Source organism: Nocardia terrae, from assembly GCF_009760405.1.
Lineage (GTDB): Bacteria > Actinomycetota > Actinomycetes > Mycobacteriales > Mycobacteriaceae > Nocardia > Nocardia terrae.
Genome location: NZ_WRPP01000002.1, coordinates 954,477 through 968,406 on the forward strand (window position 1 = coordinate 954,477; position 13,930 = coordinate 968,406).

Genomic DNA, 13,930 nt, shown 5'->3' on the forward strand with positions numbered 1-13,930 from the left:
GTGGGCTGTATCAAGGATCCCGTTGCGGGACAAATGATTCCGTGCATCGCGGCACGAAGCGCAACACGGTGTTCGCGTGAATCCGGTCGAACAAAGTGCGAACCTTCTCGGATCGAGTAGGTAGCGCAATTCTAATTTCGATCGAACGTTCGCGGACTTTGCTCGTTGTTACAGCTCGTAAATTGTGTGAAAAAACAAAAGTGGGTCACTTGTCCAGGAATTGCTCGTTTCCAGTTGAGCGTCGAAAGGCTCGACACCTCCTCCGGCTACCTGGATATCAGCCGTCGAGCGGACTCTGCGGCCGTGAGAAATCAGCCGTTCGCCAAGCTCCGCGCGATGACCAGGCGCTGGATCTGGTTGGTGCCCTCGAAGATCTGGGTGATCTTGGCTTCGCGCATGTAGCGCTCGACCGGGAAGTCCTGGGTGTAGCCGTAGCCGCCGAAGACCTGGACGGCGTCGGTGGTGACCTTCATGGCGGCGTCGGTGGCGGTGAGCTTGGCGACGCTGGCCTGACGGGAGTAGGGGAGACCGGCGTCGCGGCGGCGGGCGGCATCCAGATAGGTGGCGCGGGCGGCGTCCACGGCGGCGGCCATGTCGGCGAGGATGAAGCCCAGGCCCTGATGGTCGATGATGGGGCGGCCGAAGGCTTCACGCCCCTTGGCGTAGGCGACGGCGTCGTCGAGGGCGCGCTGGGCGATGCCGGTGGCGACGGCGGCGATGCCGAGGCGGCCGGAGTCCAAGGCGCTGAAGGCGATCGGAAGTCCCTGGCCGGGTGCACCGAGGAGCCGCTCGGCGGGCAGGAAGGCATCGTCGTAGGCGGCCGTGGTGGTCGGCACCGCGCGCAGGCCCATCTTCTCCTCGGGCTTGCCGAACGACAGACCTTCGGTGTCGGCGGGTACCAGGAAGCAGGAGATGCCGCGCGACCCCTCACCGGTCCGCGCGAACAGGGTGTAGTAATCGGCCTTGCCGCCGTTGGTGATCCACGCCTTCGTACCGGTGATCCGGTACCCGCCGTCGGCCTCGACGGCCCGGCACCGCAGCGCCGCCGCATCCGATCCGGCGTGCGCCTCCGACAGGCTGTACGCGCCGACCAGATTGCCCGACAACATGTCCGGCAGCCACCGCTGCTTCTGCTCGTCGGTCCCGTACGCGAACAGCGGATGGCACGACAGGCTGTGCACGCTGACCGCCACCGCGACCGCCGCCCACCGCGCGCCGAGCTCCTCGAGCACCTGCAGATAGACCTCGTAGGGCTGTCCGCCGCCGCCGAACTCCTCCGGATACGGCAGGCTCAACAGCCCCGCCGCGCCGAGCGCCCGGAACGCCTCGTCCGGATAGCGCTCCCGCTTCTCGTACTCCACGACATTCGGCTCGAGCACCTTGTCCGCGATATCGCGGGTGAGCTCGATGAGGTCGCGGGCTTCGGGCGTGGGCAGCAAGCGATCGACGGGCATGGCCGTCACATTACGACCGACACCCAATTACATGCAAGGCAGCACGCAATTTCGGTATGCGGCTATGCTGACCGGGTGGTATCCGGACTGCCCCCGAACAAACATCAGGAGAAGAGCCTCCGCACCCGCGCCCTGCTGCTGGACGCGGCCATCGACAGCCTGGCCGAGGTCGGATACGCCAGCGCGTCCATCGCGGATATCACCGCACGCGCCGGCGTCACCCGCGGCGCGCAGCTGCACCACTTCCACACCCGCCAGGAACTCTTCGCGCAGACCATCGAACATCTGACCCAACGCCAGCGCGAGGCACTGCAGCGGCGCGAGCGCGCACTGCCGGGGGAGTCCTCGCCCGGCGAGGCGCTCGTCGACCTGGTGACCGCCCCGTTCGCGGGCAAACTCGGCAAGGCCGCGGTCGAGCTGTACGTCGGCATCGCGAACGACCGCGACCTGCGCCGCAACATGCTCCGCGTCCAGCACGACCTGACCGAAGAACTCCTCGACGCCTGCGGCCGCTTCGTCGACGTCCCGCGTGACCGTCTCGAGGCCGCGTTCTGGCTCACCATCAACCTGGTCCGCGGCGCGACCCTGGACGAGATGGTCGGCCGGGATCGCTTGCGCCGCAAACAGGTTCTCGCTGATTGGGCACGTCTGGCCGACGGCATGCTGGCTGAGTGAAACGCGGACTTTCAACGTCGCGATAACCGACCGTTGAGTGGTTCGTGTGCGTCCGGCACCCTGGAGGATGTCGGGCATTACCTCGGGGGAGGGACGCCAGTATGGCGATCGATCGGCGAAACCTGTTGCGGGCGGCGGGACTCGGTGTCGGGTTGGCCGCGCTGGGGGCGGTGACGGGCTGTGCGCCCACTGGGACGGGTGCGGTGCCGACGACGGGGGCGACGACCGAAGCGCCTGCGGGGCAGGTGGATTGGGTGGCGTTGCGACAGCGGATGGCGGGTACGTTGAACCTGCCGTCCGATTCGGGGTATGGGACGGCGAAGCTGGCCTACAACCCGGTGTTCGACACGCGGCAGCCCGCGGCGGTCGCGCAGTGCGCCAATGCGTCCGATGTACAGGCGTGTGTCAGCGCGGCGGCGAGCGCGAGGATTCCGGTGGCGGCGCGCAGCGGTGGGCACAGTTACGCGGGATATTCGACGCCGGACAACGGGCTGGTCGTGGATCTGGGTGCGATGAGCGGTGTGGAGGTGAAGTCGGACGGGACCGCGGTCATCGGAGCGGGCACCCGGCTGATGGATGTGTACTCCGGTGTGGCGAAGGCGGGGCGTTGCCTGCCTGCCGGTTCCTGTCCGACGGTGGGGATCTCCGGGCTGACGCTGGGCGGCGGGGTCGGTGTGCTCGCCGGGAAGTATGGATTGACCTGCGACAACTTGGTTTCGGCGCAGGTGGTGACCGCTGACGGGACACTGCGGACCGCCTCGGCGACCTCCGAACCGGAGCTGCTCTGGGCGCTGCGCGGCGGCGGTGGCGGCAACTTCGGCATCGTCACCTCCTTCACCTTCCGGACCGTCGCCGCGCCGCAACTGGCGGTGTTCCAGGTTCGCTTCCCGGCAGGTTCGGTGACCGAGGTGCTCGGTGCGTGGCAGAGCTTCACCGCCTCGGCTCCCGACGAATTCTGGTCCACTCTCGGCATTTCCGCGGGAAGCCCGCCGACCTGCCGGATCAACGGCTGCTACGTCGGATCCGAGAACGACATGAACGCCATGCTCGACAAACTCGTCGCCGCCACCGGGACCAAACCGTCCAATAGATACTCCCTGTCCAAGGATTACCTCTCGGCCATGATGTATTTCGGTGGCTGCGCGAATTATTCGGTGGAGCAATGCCGGCCGAACTGGAACGGCGGAGGAGTGCTCGGCCGGGAATCGTTCACGGCGTCCTCGCGAGTGCTGACCAAACCGCTCGCCGACCCCAGCCGACTGACCGCATTGGTCACCGGACGCGAGGGCATGGATATTCTGCTCGACAGTCTTTCCGGCGCTCCCGCGCGAATCGGCGCGAAAGATACCGCTTTCGCCTATCGGGGCGCGCTGGCGACCGCCCAGATCTATGTCGGCGCCACCACGCCGGATGCGCGCGATGCGGTGAACGACGTACGCGACGGACTCGGAAGCCTGACCGGTAACACGGCCTTCGTCAACTACATCGATCCCGGCCTGTCCAATTGGGCGAGCGCCTATTACGGCGACAACGTGTCCCGCTTGCGCGCTGTCGCCCAGCGCTACGACCCCACGTGTGTCTTCTCCTTCGGCCAGTCGGCCTCGAAGGTCTGAGCGCCGGGCGCCGACAGGACGTCGGCAACCCTCGCGTAGACGCCCGGATATCCGGCGACCGCGATCCCGCGCGCCCACGACGTGATGCCCACCAGCTTCCCGTCGACGAGCAGCGGTCCGCCACTGTCGAATTCGCCGGTATCGGCCTGGGTCGAGCCCGCGCACACCATCTCCGAGGCGTCGAAGGCCCCCGGATAGGCGGCGGCGCAGTCGGTGTCGGCGACCATCGGCACGGTGGCTCGGCGCAGCGCGGTATTGACGTAGTCGCCGTCGGCGGTGCCGCCCCAGCCGAGCACGGTGGCGCTGGCGCCCGACGGCGCGGCGATCGGGACGGTCGGCCGCTGCTGTGGCTGCGCGAGAGTCAGGACGGCGAGGTCGTGATGGTAGACGTCCACGCCGTCGACGGAGTCGGTGTGGAAGTCCGGGTGGAGGCGAACCGCCTTGACCTGTACGGTCGTTCCCTCCCCGGAGTTCAGGTCGTCGCGGTCGAAGGTGACGGTCAGCGAGGGCAGGAACTGGGTGACCTGCACGCAGTGCGCGGCGGTGAGCACCTGATCGGGCGCGATGAGCACGCCGCCGCAGAACTGCCCGGAGGGCCGGGGCAGGAACAGCGGCGTCCCGACCGCAGCGAGCCAGGGCTGGTCGCGAGCGGCGACCTCGGTGCCGCCGACCACCGCATGCGCGGGGACGACCGAGGACAGGGCGCAGCCGATGAGCGCCGCGGTGAGCACCGCGACCCGGTGGGAGAACGACATCGGGCCATTCAATCAGAGAATGCGGCCACGTGACGGGGCCGAATGTGTCATACCCCGCGAGTACGGTCGCGCCCATGACGTCCTGGACCGAGTTCGCCACCGCCGCACCCCGTATCTCGACCGTCTTCACCCGCCGTCACGCCGCCACCGGCAACCTCTGCATGCTGGCCACGCTGCGCAAGGATGGCTTCCCGCGTATCAGCCCCCTCGAGCCGCGCATCTTCGAGGGGCAGCTGTGGGTGGTCGGCATGCCGGGCACCACCAAGTTCGCCGACCTGGCTCGTGACCCGCGCTTCTGCCTGCACACCGCGACCGTGGACACCCAGGTCACCGACGGCGACGTGAAGCTCTTCGGCACCGTGCACGACGTTCAGGACCCCGGCATCCAGCGCCGCTTCGCCGAGGACCTGTTCGCCGAGAGCGGCTTCGACCTGCGCGGCCGCAAGTTCGAACCGTTCTACGCGGCCGATATCACCGGTGCGTCCTCGGTGGAGATCGTCGACGGCCGCCTGGAGGTGACGATCTGGAAGCCCGGCCAGGTCGAGCGCGTGGTCGAGGTCTCCGATTCCGCGGAGCCCGCGACGACATAGCGTGCAACATTGCATCGAGTGCAAAGATGCCAACGGTGCAACTGTGCACGGCATGCTGAACAGAGGTGCATTTCAACGCTTTTCGAGCCGGCACGGGGGTGACGTGACGGATATCCATCCGCCGCAGGGCTATCGGGAGCATCCTTCCGCACTCGAGGGAGCGATGCTGTGGACGCGCGCGGGCGTGTCCACCACCGATCTGCCGGTCCTGCCCGACGGCAGTATGGATCTGCTCTGGATGGACGGCCGGCTCTCGGTGGCCGGGCCCGACACCCGCGCCTACCGCCCGCCCGCGGGCTTCGCGGGCCGGATCGCCGGAATTCGTTTCTTCCCCGGCACCGCCCCCGCCCTGCTGGGCGTCCCGGCTCACGAGTTGCGCAACGCCAGAGTCGATCTGGCCGACCTGTGGTCTCCCGCCATCCACCGCCGCGCCGAGGAACTCCTCGCACGGGCCTCGACTCCCGCCCTCGGCCTCGATGCGATCGCGTTGTGGCGTACGACCGAAACGAAACCGCCGGACCCGATATTGCGGTTCATCGTGAGTTCCCTCGGGTCCGGTGCCTCGGTATCGGCGACGGCCGAGGAATTGGGCACCGGCCCTCGCCGACTGCATCGAATGTCGCTGAACGCCTTCGGCTACGGCCCCAAGACATTGAGCCGAGTGCTGCGAATGCAGCGCGCTCTGGCCTTGGCTCGCACCGGAACCGGATTGGCGGAGGTCTCCGCGGTGATCGGGTATGCGGATCAGGCGCATTTGACCCGTGAGATACGGGAATTGACCGACCTGTCGCCAACCGAACTCCTGGCGAAGGCATGAATCACCCCAAGGGCGCGTACAGATCGACTCCGTTGCCATCGGGATCCAGAACGACCGCGTAACGCTGACCCCAGAATGCGTCGAACGGTTTCATTTCGCCCTGGTATCCGGCGGCCACCAATTCCTCGTACTTCGAATCGACCCCCTGCGGTGTGCCGCAGTCGCAGGCGAGCCCGATTCGCCCACCGCCCTTGGGCGCCACCCAATCCGGCCGGAAGCTGCGAATGGTGTCTTCGGTATCGAGCATCAGCTTGACGCCCCCGCCGAGGTCGGTATCCACATGAGGCTCGTTCTCGGCCCCCTCGGCGAACGCGAGCCCCAGGCGTCGGTAGAAGTTCAGCGCCGCGGCCATATCGGCGACAACGATTTCGATCACGTTCAGTCGAATGTTCATGTCTCGAACGGTAGGCCCGGCCCACCCCCGAGGTCTTGAAGAAATCGGACACGCCGCTCAGCGAGCGTGGACCGCCGCCAGCCGAGCCGCCCGGATCGCATTCCACAACGGCCGCAGCAACGCCTCCTGCGCCGCGACGGCCGTCGCCGAGGTCGGCGCCGAGGCCGGTTCGCGTTCTGCGACGGTGAGAATCGCCGCGACCTGATCCGCGGAGTCGAGGATCCGCCGCGCGCGGCGCGGCAGGGAGTCGGGGTATTTGTGCCGCAGATGCCCGGCCAGTTCCGCTTCGACGAGTTCGCGCGGCCCCACACCCCCGGACCCGAGCCGGGTGGTCTGCAACTGCTGCAGTGCGTCGGCGGCGTCCCGCACGGCCTCGCGCATGGTGTATTCGGCCTCGCCCAACGGCATCTCGGGTGCTTGGGCGACCGGTATGGGAGCCGAGTACACCCGCCACTGCAGGGCGTCGTCATCGGTCCACACCGGCACCAGCCCGGTCCCGACCGATCCGGGCGCGCCGATCAGCAGCCCCTCCTCGGCTTCGGTTGCGGCGGCCGCGAATTCGGTGCCCACCGGAATCCCGCGCACATCGCCCGGCACCGGCAGCACCAGCCGCACCTGGGCCTCGGGCCCGGTGAACGCCTCGCGAATCAGCTTGAGCAGCACCATGATCCCGGCACCCGCGACGGCTTCCGGCTCATCCTCGGACGCCCACGGCAACCCGGTCCGCCCACCCGTGACCGGGTCCCCGGCCGCCACCGTCTGCTGGGGAGCCCAGGCGCGCAACGCGTCCAGCACGTCGTCGGGGGCGCTGTGGCCGGCCAGCCAGGACCCGGCCCAGACCGTCAGCGATGCACTCGGGGAACTCATGCATTCGAGGATAACTGGAGGGCTACTCCTGCTCGGTGACGAAGTCGATCAGTCGTTCGACGGCTCCGATGAGCGGGGTTTCCAGATCGCGGTAGGAGTTGACCGCGTTGTAGACGCGTCGCCAGCCGTCCTGCGGTGTGCCCCAGCGAAGTCGCCGGCAGATGCCGGTTTTCCAGTCCTCGCCGCGCGGCACGTCGGGCCAGGCCGCGATGCCGACGGCCTTGGGGCGGACCGCCTGCCACACGTCGATATAGGGGTGTCCGGTGACGAGTACGTGCGCGCCCAGGCCCTGGGTCAGCCCGGTCTCCTTGGATCCGGTGACCAGATGGTCGACGAGGACCCCGACACGCCGGGTCGGGCCCGGTTGGAATTCCGCGAGTTTCGCGCCGAGATGATCCAAGCCCTCGAGTTGTTCGACGACCACGCCCTCGACGCGGAGATCGTGGCCCCACACCCGTTCGACCAGCGCCGCGTCGTGCACGCCCTCGACCCAGATGCGGCTCGCGCGCGCCACCCGCGCCTTCAGTCCTTCGACCCGGGTGGATCCGGACGCCGATCGGGTCGGCTGCACCGGTGCGGCGGCGGTGGGCTTGACCAGTGTCACCACTTCACCGTCGATCAGAAACGCGGCTTCCCGCAGCGCGAACAAGCGGACTCGTCCGTTGCGGTCCTCGAGCTTGACGAACTCGCCGTCGTAGCTGCGATCGAATCCCACTACGGCGCCGCAGAATCCGGTGGCCGCGTCCTCGGCGACGAGGTCGCGTTCGGCGGCGACCCGCGGTATCTCGCGTTTGCGAGTCCTCGCGTGGCCGGAATAGATATCGCCATAGCTGTCACGCCCGCTCACCCGATCGAAGGTACCGTCGCCGCACCGGATTTCGGTGGCGCGACGCGGCCAACGGCGGAGTTTGCGGCGGAGGTCACCTCCGCAAGGGTCCTTCGTCCGAGGTCACGCGGGGTGGTCGGTCGCATTCGATGACCTTGGTCCGCGGCGTATCACGCGTCGCGGCGGCGGGAACCGACTACTGTTGATGCTGTGGCCGCAATAGTTTGGCTGGTCGCGGGCATTCTGCTCGCGGCGGCCGAGATGCTCACGGGCAGTCTCGTGCTGATCATGCTGGGTGTCGCCGCGCTCGTCACCGCCGGCATCAGCGGGCTCACCGGATCCTCGGTGCTCGTGGATGCCGTGGTGTTCGGTGCGACGTCGATCGCCCTGCTGGTGCTGGTGCGCCCATTCCTGTTGCGGCGCTATGCGATTCCGCCTCCACATCAGACGGGGGTGGACGCGCTGCCGGGTAGGACCGCCAAGGTGCTCGAAACGGTCGACGAGCACGGTGGCCGGGTGAAACTGGGTGGCGAGGTGTGGAGCGCGCGTCCGTATGACGCGGCGGATTCCTACCCCGTCGGTTCGACCGTTTATGTCATGAGGATCGACGGCGCCCACGCCGTCGTCATGAAAGGGCCGTAATGGCTGTACTCATAGTCGCCATCGTTCTGATCCTGTTGATCGTGGTGGTGGTCTTCAAGTCGGTGGCCCTGGTGCCGCAGGCGGAGGCCGCCGTCATCGAACGGCTGGGCCGGTATTCGCGCACCGTGTCGGGACAGCTGACCTTCCTGGTGCCCTTCGCCGACCGGATCCGGGCCAAGGTGGATCTGCGCGAGCGGGTCGTGTCGTTCCCGCCGCAGCCGGTGATCACCCAGGACAACCTGACCGTGCAGATCGACTCGGTGGTCTACTTCCAGGTCACCAGCCCGCAGGCCGCGGTCTACGAGATCTCCAATTACATTGCCGCCGTGGAACAGTTGACCATCACCACGCTGCGCAACGTGGTCGGCGGCATGACGCTGGAGGAGACGCTGACCTCCCGCGATCAGATCAACAGCCAGCTGCGCGGCGTCCTCGACGAGGCCACCGGCCGCTGGGGCCTGCGCGTGTCGCGCGTCGAGTTGAAGGCCATCGATCCGCCCCCGTCGATCCAGGAGTCGATGGAGAAGCAGATGAAGGCCGACCGTGAGAAGCGCGCCATGATCCTCACCGCGGAAGGTCAGCGGGAAGCGTCGATCAAGACTGCCGAGGGCCAGAAGCAGGCGCAGATCCTCGCCGCCGAGGGCGGCAAGCAGTCCTCGATCCTGGCCGCCGAGGGCGAACGCCAGTCCCGCATCCTGCGCGCCCAGGGTGAACGCGCCGCCGCCTACTTGCAGGCCCAGGGCCAGGCCAAGGCGATCGAAAAGGTGTTCGCCGCCATCAAGAACGGCAAGCCCACCCCCGAACTGCTCGCCTACCAGTACATGCAGACCCTGCCCCAGGTGGCCAAGGGCGACGCCAACAAGGTGTGGCTGGTCCCCAGCGATTTCGGCAAGGCCCTGGAAGGCTTCGCCCGCGGTTTCGCCCAGAAGGGTGAGGACGGCGTCTTCCGCTACGAGCCCGCCGAGGACGGTGCCGCGGCCGAGGCCCCCGAGGACGACTCGGACGAGGTGGCCGCCTGGTTCGACACTGCGACCGACCCGGCCACCCAGCGCGCGGTCCGCGCCGCCGAGGCCGATGCCCGCGCCCCGGTCGAACCCCCCGCCGCCATTCCCCCGACCGGTGGCGGCACCCGCCCGCCACATCTGGAACAGCGCCCGCACCAGCCGCCCGCTCAGCCCCAATACCGTCAGGAGCCGCCCAACCAGGGCTGGCAGCAGAACCCGCCGCCCCCGCCGCGCCCCCTGGGTCACTGACGGAGAACGCAAGCGTGCGAGGCCCTCTCGACATCGGTCGAGAGGGCCTCGCCCGTATCCGGATCAGTTCCGTGTGCCGTCGAAGCGGTCGCCTGCGATGGAGCGGGCGGGTTCGCCGTCCACGCCGACCGTGATGCGGATGCCCGCGGGCAGGGCGTACAGATGCGGTGTGACCGTGTCCAGTCCCAGCCGTGCGAGCGCGGGCCGGGCCGGCGTCGCCAAGCCGTGCCCCACGCGGTAGCGATCGGTCGCCGGATCCTGTTCCAGCAGACCGGCGCGGACCAGGGCCTGGGCGAGCCGGTGCGTGGTGCTGACGGGCAATCCGGCCAGCTGCGCGAGATCGCTGAGTGACAGTTCGGGATCGTCGCCCTGGAAGCAATTGAGCACCTCTACCGCGTGTGCTCCGGAACGTGGTTCATCGGCCATGGACGCACTGTTCCGAAGGCTCTGACCAGGGGCAACGGTTGCGCGCAGCGCGATCCGAGCCGGTGGGACGGCCATTTTCGGTGGGGATCGTTTTGTATCGACTTTGTATTACGCGATCGGGGTCACCATTTTTGCGTGACGTCGGTCACAAATTCGGCCGTAAATTCCAGAAATGTCATTCGGCGACACTCCGAGGCAAGCTGCGAAAACTTCTAAAGTGCGCTCGATATCGTTTTGTCAACCGACCGTGATCGAGACGTGATTCAGCGTGATTGTTCCGTTACCGTCGCTCTCGGCTCGGAATCACCCGGGCCCTCGCTCGAATCGACGAACACCGGAACCCGTCCCGCGATTCGAGAGCAACCGATAACCCTGGGGACGGGGAACCGCAGCTCGCAGCGCGGGACGGTGGGCGCAGGCGAGGGAAATACTTTATGCATCGCAACCGGAAGCTCACCACCCGCATGCTCGCCGCCACCGCGGCCATCGGCGCGCTCGTGTCCGTCCCGTTCGCGCTGTCCACCGCGACCGCCTCGGCGGCCGGACACAACTGGGACGCCGTCGCCAGCTGCGAGAGCAGCGGTAACTGGGGCGCCAACACCGGCAACGGCTTCTACGGCGGCCTGCAGTTCACCCAGAGCACCTGGAACGCCTACGGCGGCTCGGGCAACGCCTCGAACGCCAGCCGCGAGGAGCAGATCCGCGTCGCGGAGAACGTGCTCGCCGGCCAGGGCGCGGGCGCCTGGCCCGTGTGCGGCGCGTACCTGTAATCAGGTTTCGCGTTACCCGTAACAGCACGATGGCCCTTGCCGCGAATTCGCGGCAAGGGCCATCGTCGTATTACCGATCTAGTTATGCGCCTCGTAGATGGCTTTCGCCAATTCGGTTTTGAGCGCTTGGAATTCAGGCGTGGCAGTCACGGCGAGATCCCGCACCCCGCCGTCGTCATCGCCCGGTAATTGGATGCGGCGATCCACGATGACGCGGCCGGGACGGGCGCTCATGACCAGCACCCGGGTCGACAGGAATACCGCCTCCTCGACCGAATGGGTCACGAACACAATCGTTTTGCCCGATTCACGCCACAGCCGCAGCAACTCCACCTGCAGCCGCTCGCGGGTCAGCTGATCCAGCGCGCCGAACGGCTCGTCCATGAGGATGATGCGCGGATCGTTGACCAGCACCCGCGCGATCTGCGCCCGCTGCTGCATGCCGCCGGACAGCTCGTAGGGCCGCTTGCCCGCGAACTCGCCGAGCCCGACCAGTTCGAGCATCCGCTCGGCGGCCGCGCGGCGCGTCTTCTTGTCCACACCACGACATTTCGGACCGAACTCGACATTGCCGCGCACCGACAGCCACGGGTACAGCGTCGGGGACTGGAAGACCACGCCGCGTTCGGGGCCGGGCCCGTCGACGCGGTCGTCGCCGACCAGCAGCGTGCCGGTGCTGGGTTCGAGGAAGCCTCCGAGCAGTTGCAGCAGCGTGGTCTTCCCGCAGCCGGAGGGACCGACGACGCTCACGAACTCCCGGGGCTCGATGACCAGATCGGTGGGGGAGAGCGCGACGGTGCTGCCGGTCGGGGTGTCGTAGGTCTTGGACACCTCGGTCAGCACCACCCGATCGCGCAGCCCGAGGGCCGCGGTCATTTCGCGCTCACCTTTTTCGCCGCGTCGCCGTACACCGCCGCGGCATACGCCTCCGGAGTCGCCGGGCCCTGAATCTCGCCCTGGCTCAGCAGGAAATCGGCCGAGGACTTCAGATCCGCGCCGAGCTGCTTGCCCAGATAGGCAGGTCCGGCCTGAGTGGCCGCGTCGAGGTAGCCGTACTCGCCGAGCTGCTTGCGGATATCGGTCACCGGCACGCCCAGCTGCGCGGAGATGCGGGTGGCGGCGGTGTCCGGCGAGTTGTTGATCAGGTTGACCGCCCAGTTCTGTGCGGCCGTCCATACCTCGAGGAACCGCGGATTGGCCGAGACGAAGTCGGCGCGTGCGCCTTCCAGGTCGTAGGTCGGCTTGCCGGTCTCGGCCGTCTCGGCGGCCGAGGTGACGACGTGCCCGTTCTTCAGCAGCTCCGACAGGCTGGGTTCCCAGATGAAGGCCGCGTCGATATCGCCGCCGCGCCAGGCCGCGGCGATGGCATCGGGCTGCAGGTTCACCAGATTCACGCCGCGCTCGATCCCGGCGGCGCTGAGCGCGGCGAGCAGACTGTAATGCGAGGTACTGGCGAACGGCACGGCAATTCGCTTGCCGCGCAACCCCGCCACCGTGGTGATCGCCGGATCCTTGACCGCCAGCGACTCGGCGGTACCGATCACGTCGTGGACCCACACCGCCTTCATCGCGATGTTCAAAGGCGCCGACACCGCCCGTGCGGCCGCGGCGCTGCCCAGCAGCCCGAGATCGAGCGAGTTCGCGCCGAAGGCCTGAATCACCGTCGCTCCCGAGGCGAACTTGCTCCAGGTGATCTTCGCCTTCGGCAAGCAGGTCTCCAACACCCCGGCGTCCTTGACCACCAGATCCCCGTTGGGGATGTCCTGGTAACCGAGTCGAACTGTGCCGGTGAAGCTTTCGTCCACCGCGACCGGGCAGGCGATCCTGTCGCCGGTGGCCCGGGACTGGTCGCCGCGTCCCGGAGACACACAGGCGGTCAGGCCCGCGCTGAGCAGTCCGGCGATGGTCAATGTCGCGAGAACGCGTTTCACGCTTTGCCTTTCCACGGCACGACCAGCGCGCCGATCCAACTGATGACCGCGTCGAGGGTGAGCGCGGTGAGACCGATGACGATGATGCAGGCCATGGTCAGCGGGGTGTTGAGTTGCTGACCGGACAGGAAGGCCAGGCCGCCGATGCCGGGAATGCCGTTGTTGAGTTCGGCCGCGACGACAGTGGTCCAGGCGAAGCCGATTGCGACCCGGATGCCGCCGATCACCTCGGGGGCGGTGGCGGGCAGCAGGACCCGGGTGATCACCTGGAGCCGGTTCGCCCCCAGGGATCGCGCGGCGTTGCTGCGGTCGGCCGAAACCTGTTGCGCGCCTGCGATGGTGGCGATCACGACCGGCGGGAAGGCGGCCAGGAACAGCAGCCAGACCTTGGCGGTGTCGCCGATGCCGAACCATACGATGAGCAGGCCGATGTAGCCCAGCGGCGGCAGGGTGCGCAGGAAGTTGAGATAGGGGCCGACGAGGGTCGCGAGCGTCTTCGAGGTGCCGAGGGCGAAACCCGTGACGGGACCGAGAACCACCGCCGCGCCCGCGCCCGCCGCGATACGTTGCAGACTGGCGAGCAGGTGCTCCCACAGGAAGTAGTTCTGCTCACCCGGCACCTCGCGCTGCACGCCCGGGGCGATCGGATGCCAGCTGTTGGCGCGCACGAACGCCTCCCACACCGCGTGCGGACTCGGCAGGAACTGCGGATCCACCAGTCTCGCGGCGGCGATCGCCGACCACAGGGCCACGAACAGGGCCAGTGACAGCACCCGCACCGCGATGCCGCGCCAGGGACCCGCGGGCAGCGCGACCCGAATCCGCTGTGCGGCACTGCCGCTCGCACGCCCGGCGGCGATGCTGATCATGCGGCCCGCCGGTGTGCGGGCTGCGCACGACCCGCGCTTCGCATGGCG

16 protein-coding genes are annotated in these 13,930 nt (G+C 67.9%); 7 read left to right on the forward strand and 9 right to left on the reverse strand.

The annotated features are described in order from the left end of the window. Window positions 1-311: 311 nt before the first annotated feature. A complete protein-coding gene (locus tag GPX89_RS14375; RefSeq protein ID WP_157387915.1) occupies window positions 312-1,454 on the reverse strand; it encodes an acyl-CoA dehydrogenase family protein in 1,143 nt (380 codons plus the stop codon). Between the two features lie 75 nt (window positions 1,455-1,529). Here GPX89_RS14375 and GPX89_RS14380 point away from each other — a divergent pair, with 75 nt between their 5' ends. Beyond that, window positions 1,530-2,129 carry a TetR family transcriptional regulator gene (locus GPX89_RS14380; RefSeq protein WP_328601812.1) on the forward strand — a complete coding sequence of 200 codons (600 nt, stop codon included), beginning with the start codon at window positions 1,530-1,532 and terminating at the stop codon, window positions 2,127-2,129. A 101-nt stretch (window positions 2,130-2,230) separates the two neighbouring features. Continuing rightward, complete coding sequence (locus GPX89_RS14385) at window positions 2,231-3,742, forward strand: FAD-binding oxidoreductase (protein WP_157387916.1); 1,512 nt, start codon at window positions 2,231-2,233, stop codon at window positions 3,740-3,742. On the opposite strand, the gene GPX89_RS14390 is transcribed toward GPX89_RS14385, so the two are convergent. Beyond that, window positions 3,691-4,497: a S1 family peptidase gene (locus GPX89_RS14390; protein WP_157387917.1), complete on the reverse strand. Its 807-nt coding sequence runs from the start codon at window positions 4,495-4,497 to the stop codon at window positions 3,691-3,693. The genes GPX89_RS14385 and GPX89_RS14390 overlap by 52 nt on opposite strands. A 74-nt stretch (window positions 4,498-4,571) precedes the next feature. Between GPX89_RS14390 and GPX89_RS14395 the strand changes: the two genes are divergently transcribed. Continuing rightward, the gene (locus GPX89_RS14395) at window positions 4,572-5,087 is read left to right on the forward strand and encodes a pyridoxamine 5'-phosphate oxidase family protein (RefSeq protein ID WP_157387918.1); all 516 of its coding nucleotides are present in this window, start codon (window positions 4,572-4,574) and stop codon (window positions 5,085-5,087) included. A 103-nt stretch (window positions 5,088-5,190) separates the two neighbouring features. Further along, entirely contained in the window at window positions 5,191-5,904 is a 714-nt protein-coding gene (locus tag GPX89_RS14400) for a helix-turn-helix transcriptional regulator (protein WP_328601813.1), read from the forward strand. 1 nt (window position 5,905) lies between these two features. On the opposite strand, the gene GPX89_RS14405 is transcribed toward GPX89_RS14400, so the two are convergent. The 3 genes from GPX89_RS14405 to GPX89_RS14415 are packed head-to-tail and all read right to left on the reverse strand — an operon-like array spanning window position 5,906 to window position 8,012. Beyond that, the gene (locus GPX89_RS14405) at window positions 5,906-6,298 is read right to left on the reverse strand and encodes a VOC family protein (RefSeq protein ID WP_157387920.1); all 393 of its coding nucleotides are present in this window, start codon (window positions 6,296-6,298) and stop codon (window positions 5,906-5,908) included. Between the two features lie 57 nt (window positions 6,299-6,355). Next, a complete protein-coding gene (locus GPX89_RS14410) occupies window positions 6,356-7,165 on the reverse strand; it encodes a hypothetical protein (RefSeq protein ID WP_157387921.1) in 810 nt (269 codons plus the stop codon). A 22-nt stretch (window positions 7,166-7,187) separates the two neighbouring features. Further along, window positions 7,188-8,012: a DUF3097 domain-containing protein gene (locus GPX89_RS14415; protein ID WP_328601814.1), complete on the reverse strand. Its 825-nt coding sequence runs from the start codon at window positions 8,010-8,012 to the stop codon at window positions 7,188-7,190. 189 nt (window positions 8,013-8,201) lie between these two features. On the opposite strand from GPX89_RS14415, the gene GPX89_RS14420 reads away from it, so the two are divergent. Further along, on the forward strand, window positions 8,202-8,633 hold the full coding sequence (locus GPX89_RS14420; RefSeq protein ID WP_328601815.1) for an NfeD family protein: 432 nt from the start codon (window positions 8,202-8,204) through the stop codon (window positions 8,631-8,633). Then, on the forward strand, window positions 8,633-9,886 hold the full coding sequence (locus tag GPX89_RS14425) for an SPFH domain-containing protein (protein ID WP_157387922.1): 1,254 nt from the start codon (window positions 8,633-8,635) through the stop codon (window positions 9,884-9,886). The genes GPX89_RS14420 and GPX89_RS14425 overlap by 1 nt, the downstream gene beginning before the upstream one ends. A 63-nt stretch (window positions 9,887-9,949) precedes the next feature. On the opposite strand, the gene GPX89_RS14430 is transcribed toward GPX89_RS14425, so the two are convergent. Then, window positions 9,950-10,312: a helix-turn-helix domain-containing protein gene (locus GPX89_RS14430; RefSeq protein WP_157387923.1), complete on the reverse strand. Its 363-nt coding sequence runs from the start codon at window positions 10,310-10,312 to the stop codon at window positions 9,950-9,952. A gap of 434 nt (window positions 10,313-10,746) precedes the next feature. Here GPX89_RS14430 and GPX89_RS14435 point away from each other — a divergent pair, with 434 nt between their 5' ends. Continuing rightward, window positions 10,747-11,082, forward strand: a complete 336-nt coding sequence (locus GPX89_RS14435; RefSeq protein WP_198347434.1) for a transglycosylase family protein — start codon at window positions 10,747-10,749, stop codon at window positions 11,080-11,082. Between the two features lie 78 nt (window positions 11,083-11,160). On the opposite strand, the gene GPX89_RS14440 is transcribed toward GPX89_RS14435, so the two are convergent. From GPX89_RS14440 to GPX89_RS14450, 3 genes are read right to left on the reverse strand one after another with little or no spacing between them, the layout of a single operon-like run. Next, complete coding sequence (locus GPX89_RS14440) at window positions 11,161-11,958, reverse strand: ABC transporter ATP-binding protein (RefSeq protein ID WP_157387924.1); 798 nt, start codon at window positions 11,956-11,958, stop codon at window positions 11,161-11,163. Then, window positions 11,955-13,013, reverse strand: coding sequence for a taurine ABC transporter substrate-binding protein (locus GPX89_RS14445; protein WP_328601816.1), 1,059 nt, complete (start codon window positions 13,011-13,013; stop codon window positions 11,955-11,957). Before GPX89_RS14445 ends, GPX89_RS14440 begins: the two co-directional genes overlap by 4 nt. Then, window positions 13,010-13,879 carry an ABC transporter permease gene (locus tag GPX89_RS14450; RefSeq protein ID WP_407939397.1) on the reverse strand — a complete coding sequence of 290 codons (870 nt, stop codon included), beginning with the start codon at window positions 13,877-13,879 and terminating at the stop codon, window positions 13,010-13,012. The genes GPX89_RS14445 and GPX89_RS14450 overlap by 4 nt, the downstream gene beginning before the upstream one ends. Window positions 13,880-13,930: the final 51 nt, after the last annotated feature.

Excerpts from the sequence above, each read along its gene's own strand:
- GPX89_RS14375 (WP_157387915.1), bottom strand. The coding sequence starts at position 1,454 with ATGCCCGTCGATCGCTTGCTGCCCACGCCCGAAGCCCGCGACCTCATC.
- GPX89_RS14385 (WP_157387916.1), top strand. The coding sequence starts at position 2,231 with ATGGCGATCGATCGGCGAAACCTGTTGCGGGCGGCGGGACTCGGTGTC.
- GPX89_RS14390 (WP_157387917.1), bottom strand. The coding sequence starts at position 4,497 with ATGTCGTTCTCCCACCGGGTCGCGGTGCTCACCGCGGCGCTCATCGGC.
- GPX89_RS14395 (WP_157387918.1), top strand. The coding sequence starts at position 4,572 with ATGACGTCCTGGACCGAGTTCGCCACCGCCGCACCCCGTATCTCGACC.
- GPX89_RS14405 (WP_157387920.1), bottom strand. The coding sequence starts at position 6,298 with ATGAACATTCGACTGAACGTGATCGAAATCGTTGTCGCCGATATGGCC.
- GPX89_RS14410 (WP_157387921.1), bottom strand. The coding sequence starts at position 7,165 with ATGAGTTCCCCGAGTGCATCGCTGACGGTCTGGGCCGGGTCCTGGCTG.
- GPX89_RS14425 (WP_157387922.1), top strand. The coding sequence starts at position 8,633 with ATGGCTGTACTCATAGTCGCCATCGTTCTGATCCTGTTGATCGTGGTG.
- GPX89_RS14430 (WP_157387923.1), bottom strand. The coding sequence starts at position 10,312 with ATGGCCGATGAACCACGTTCCGGAGCACACGCGGTAGAGGTGCTCAAT.
- GPX89_RS14435 (WP_198347434.1), top strand. The coding sequence starts at position 10,747 with ATGCATCGCAACCGGAAGCTCACCACCCGCATGCTCGCCGCCACCGCG.
- GPX89_RS14440 (WP_157387924.1), bottom strand. The coding sequence starts at position 11,958 with ATGACCGCGGCCCTCGGGCTGCGCGATCGGGTGGTGCTGACCGAGGTG.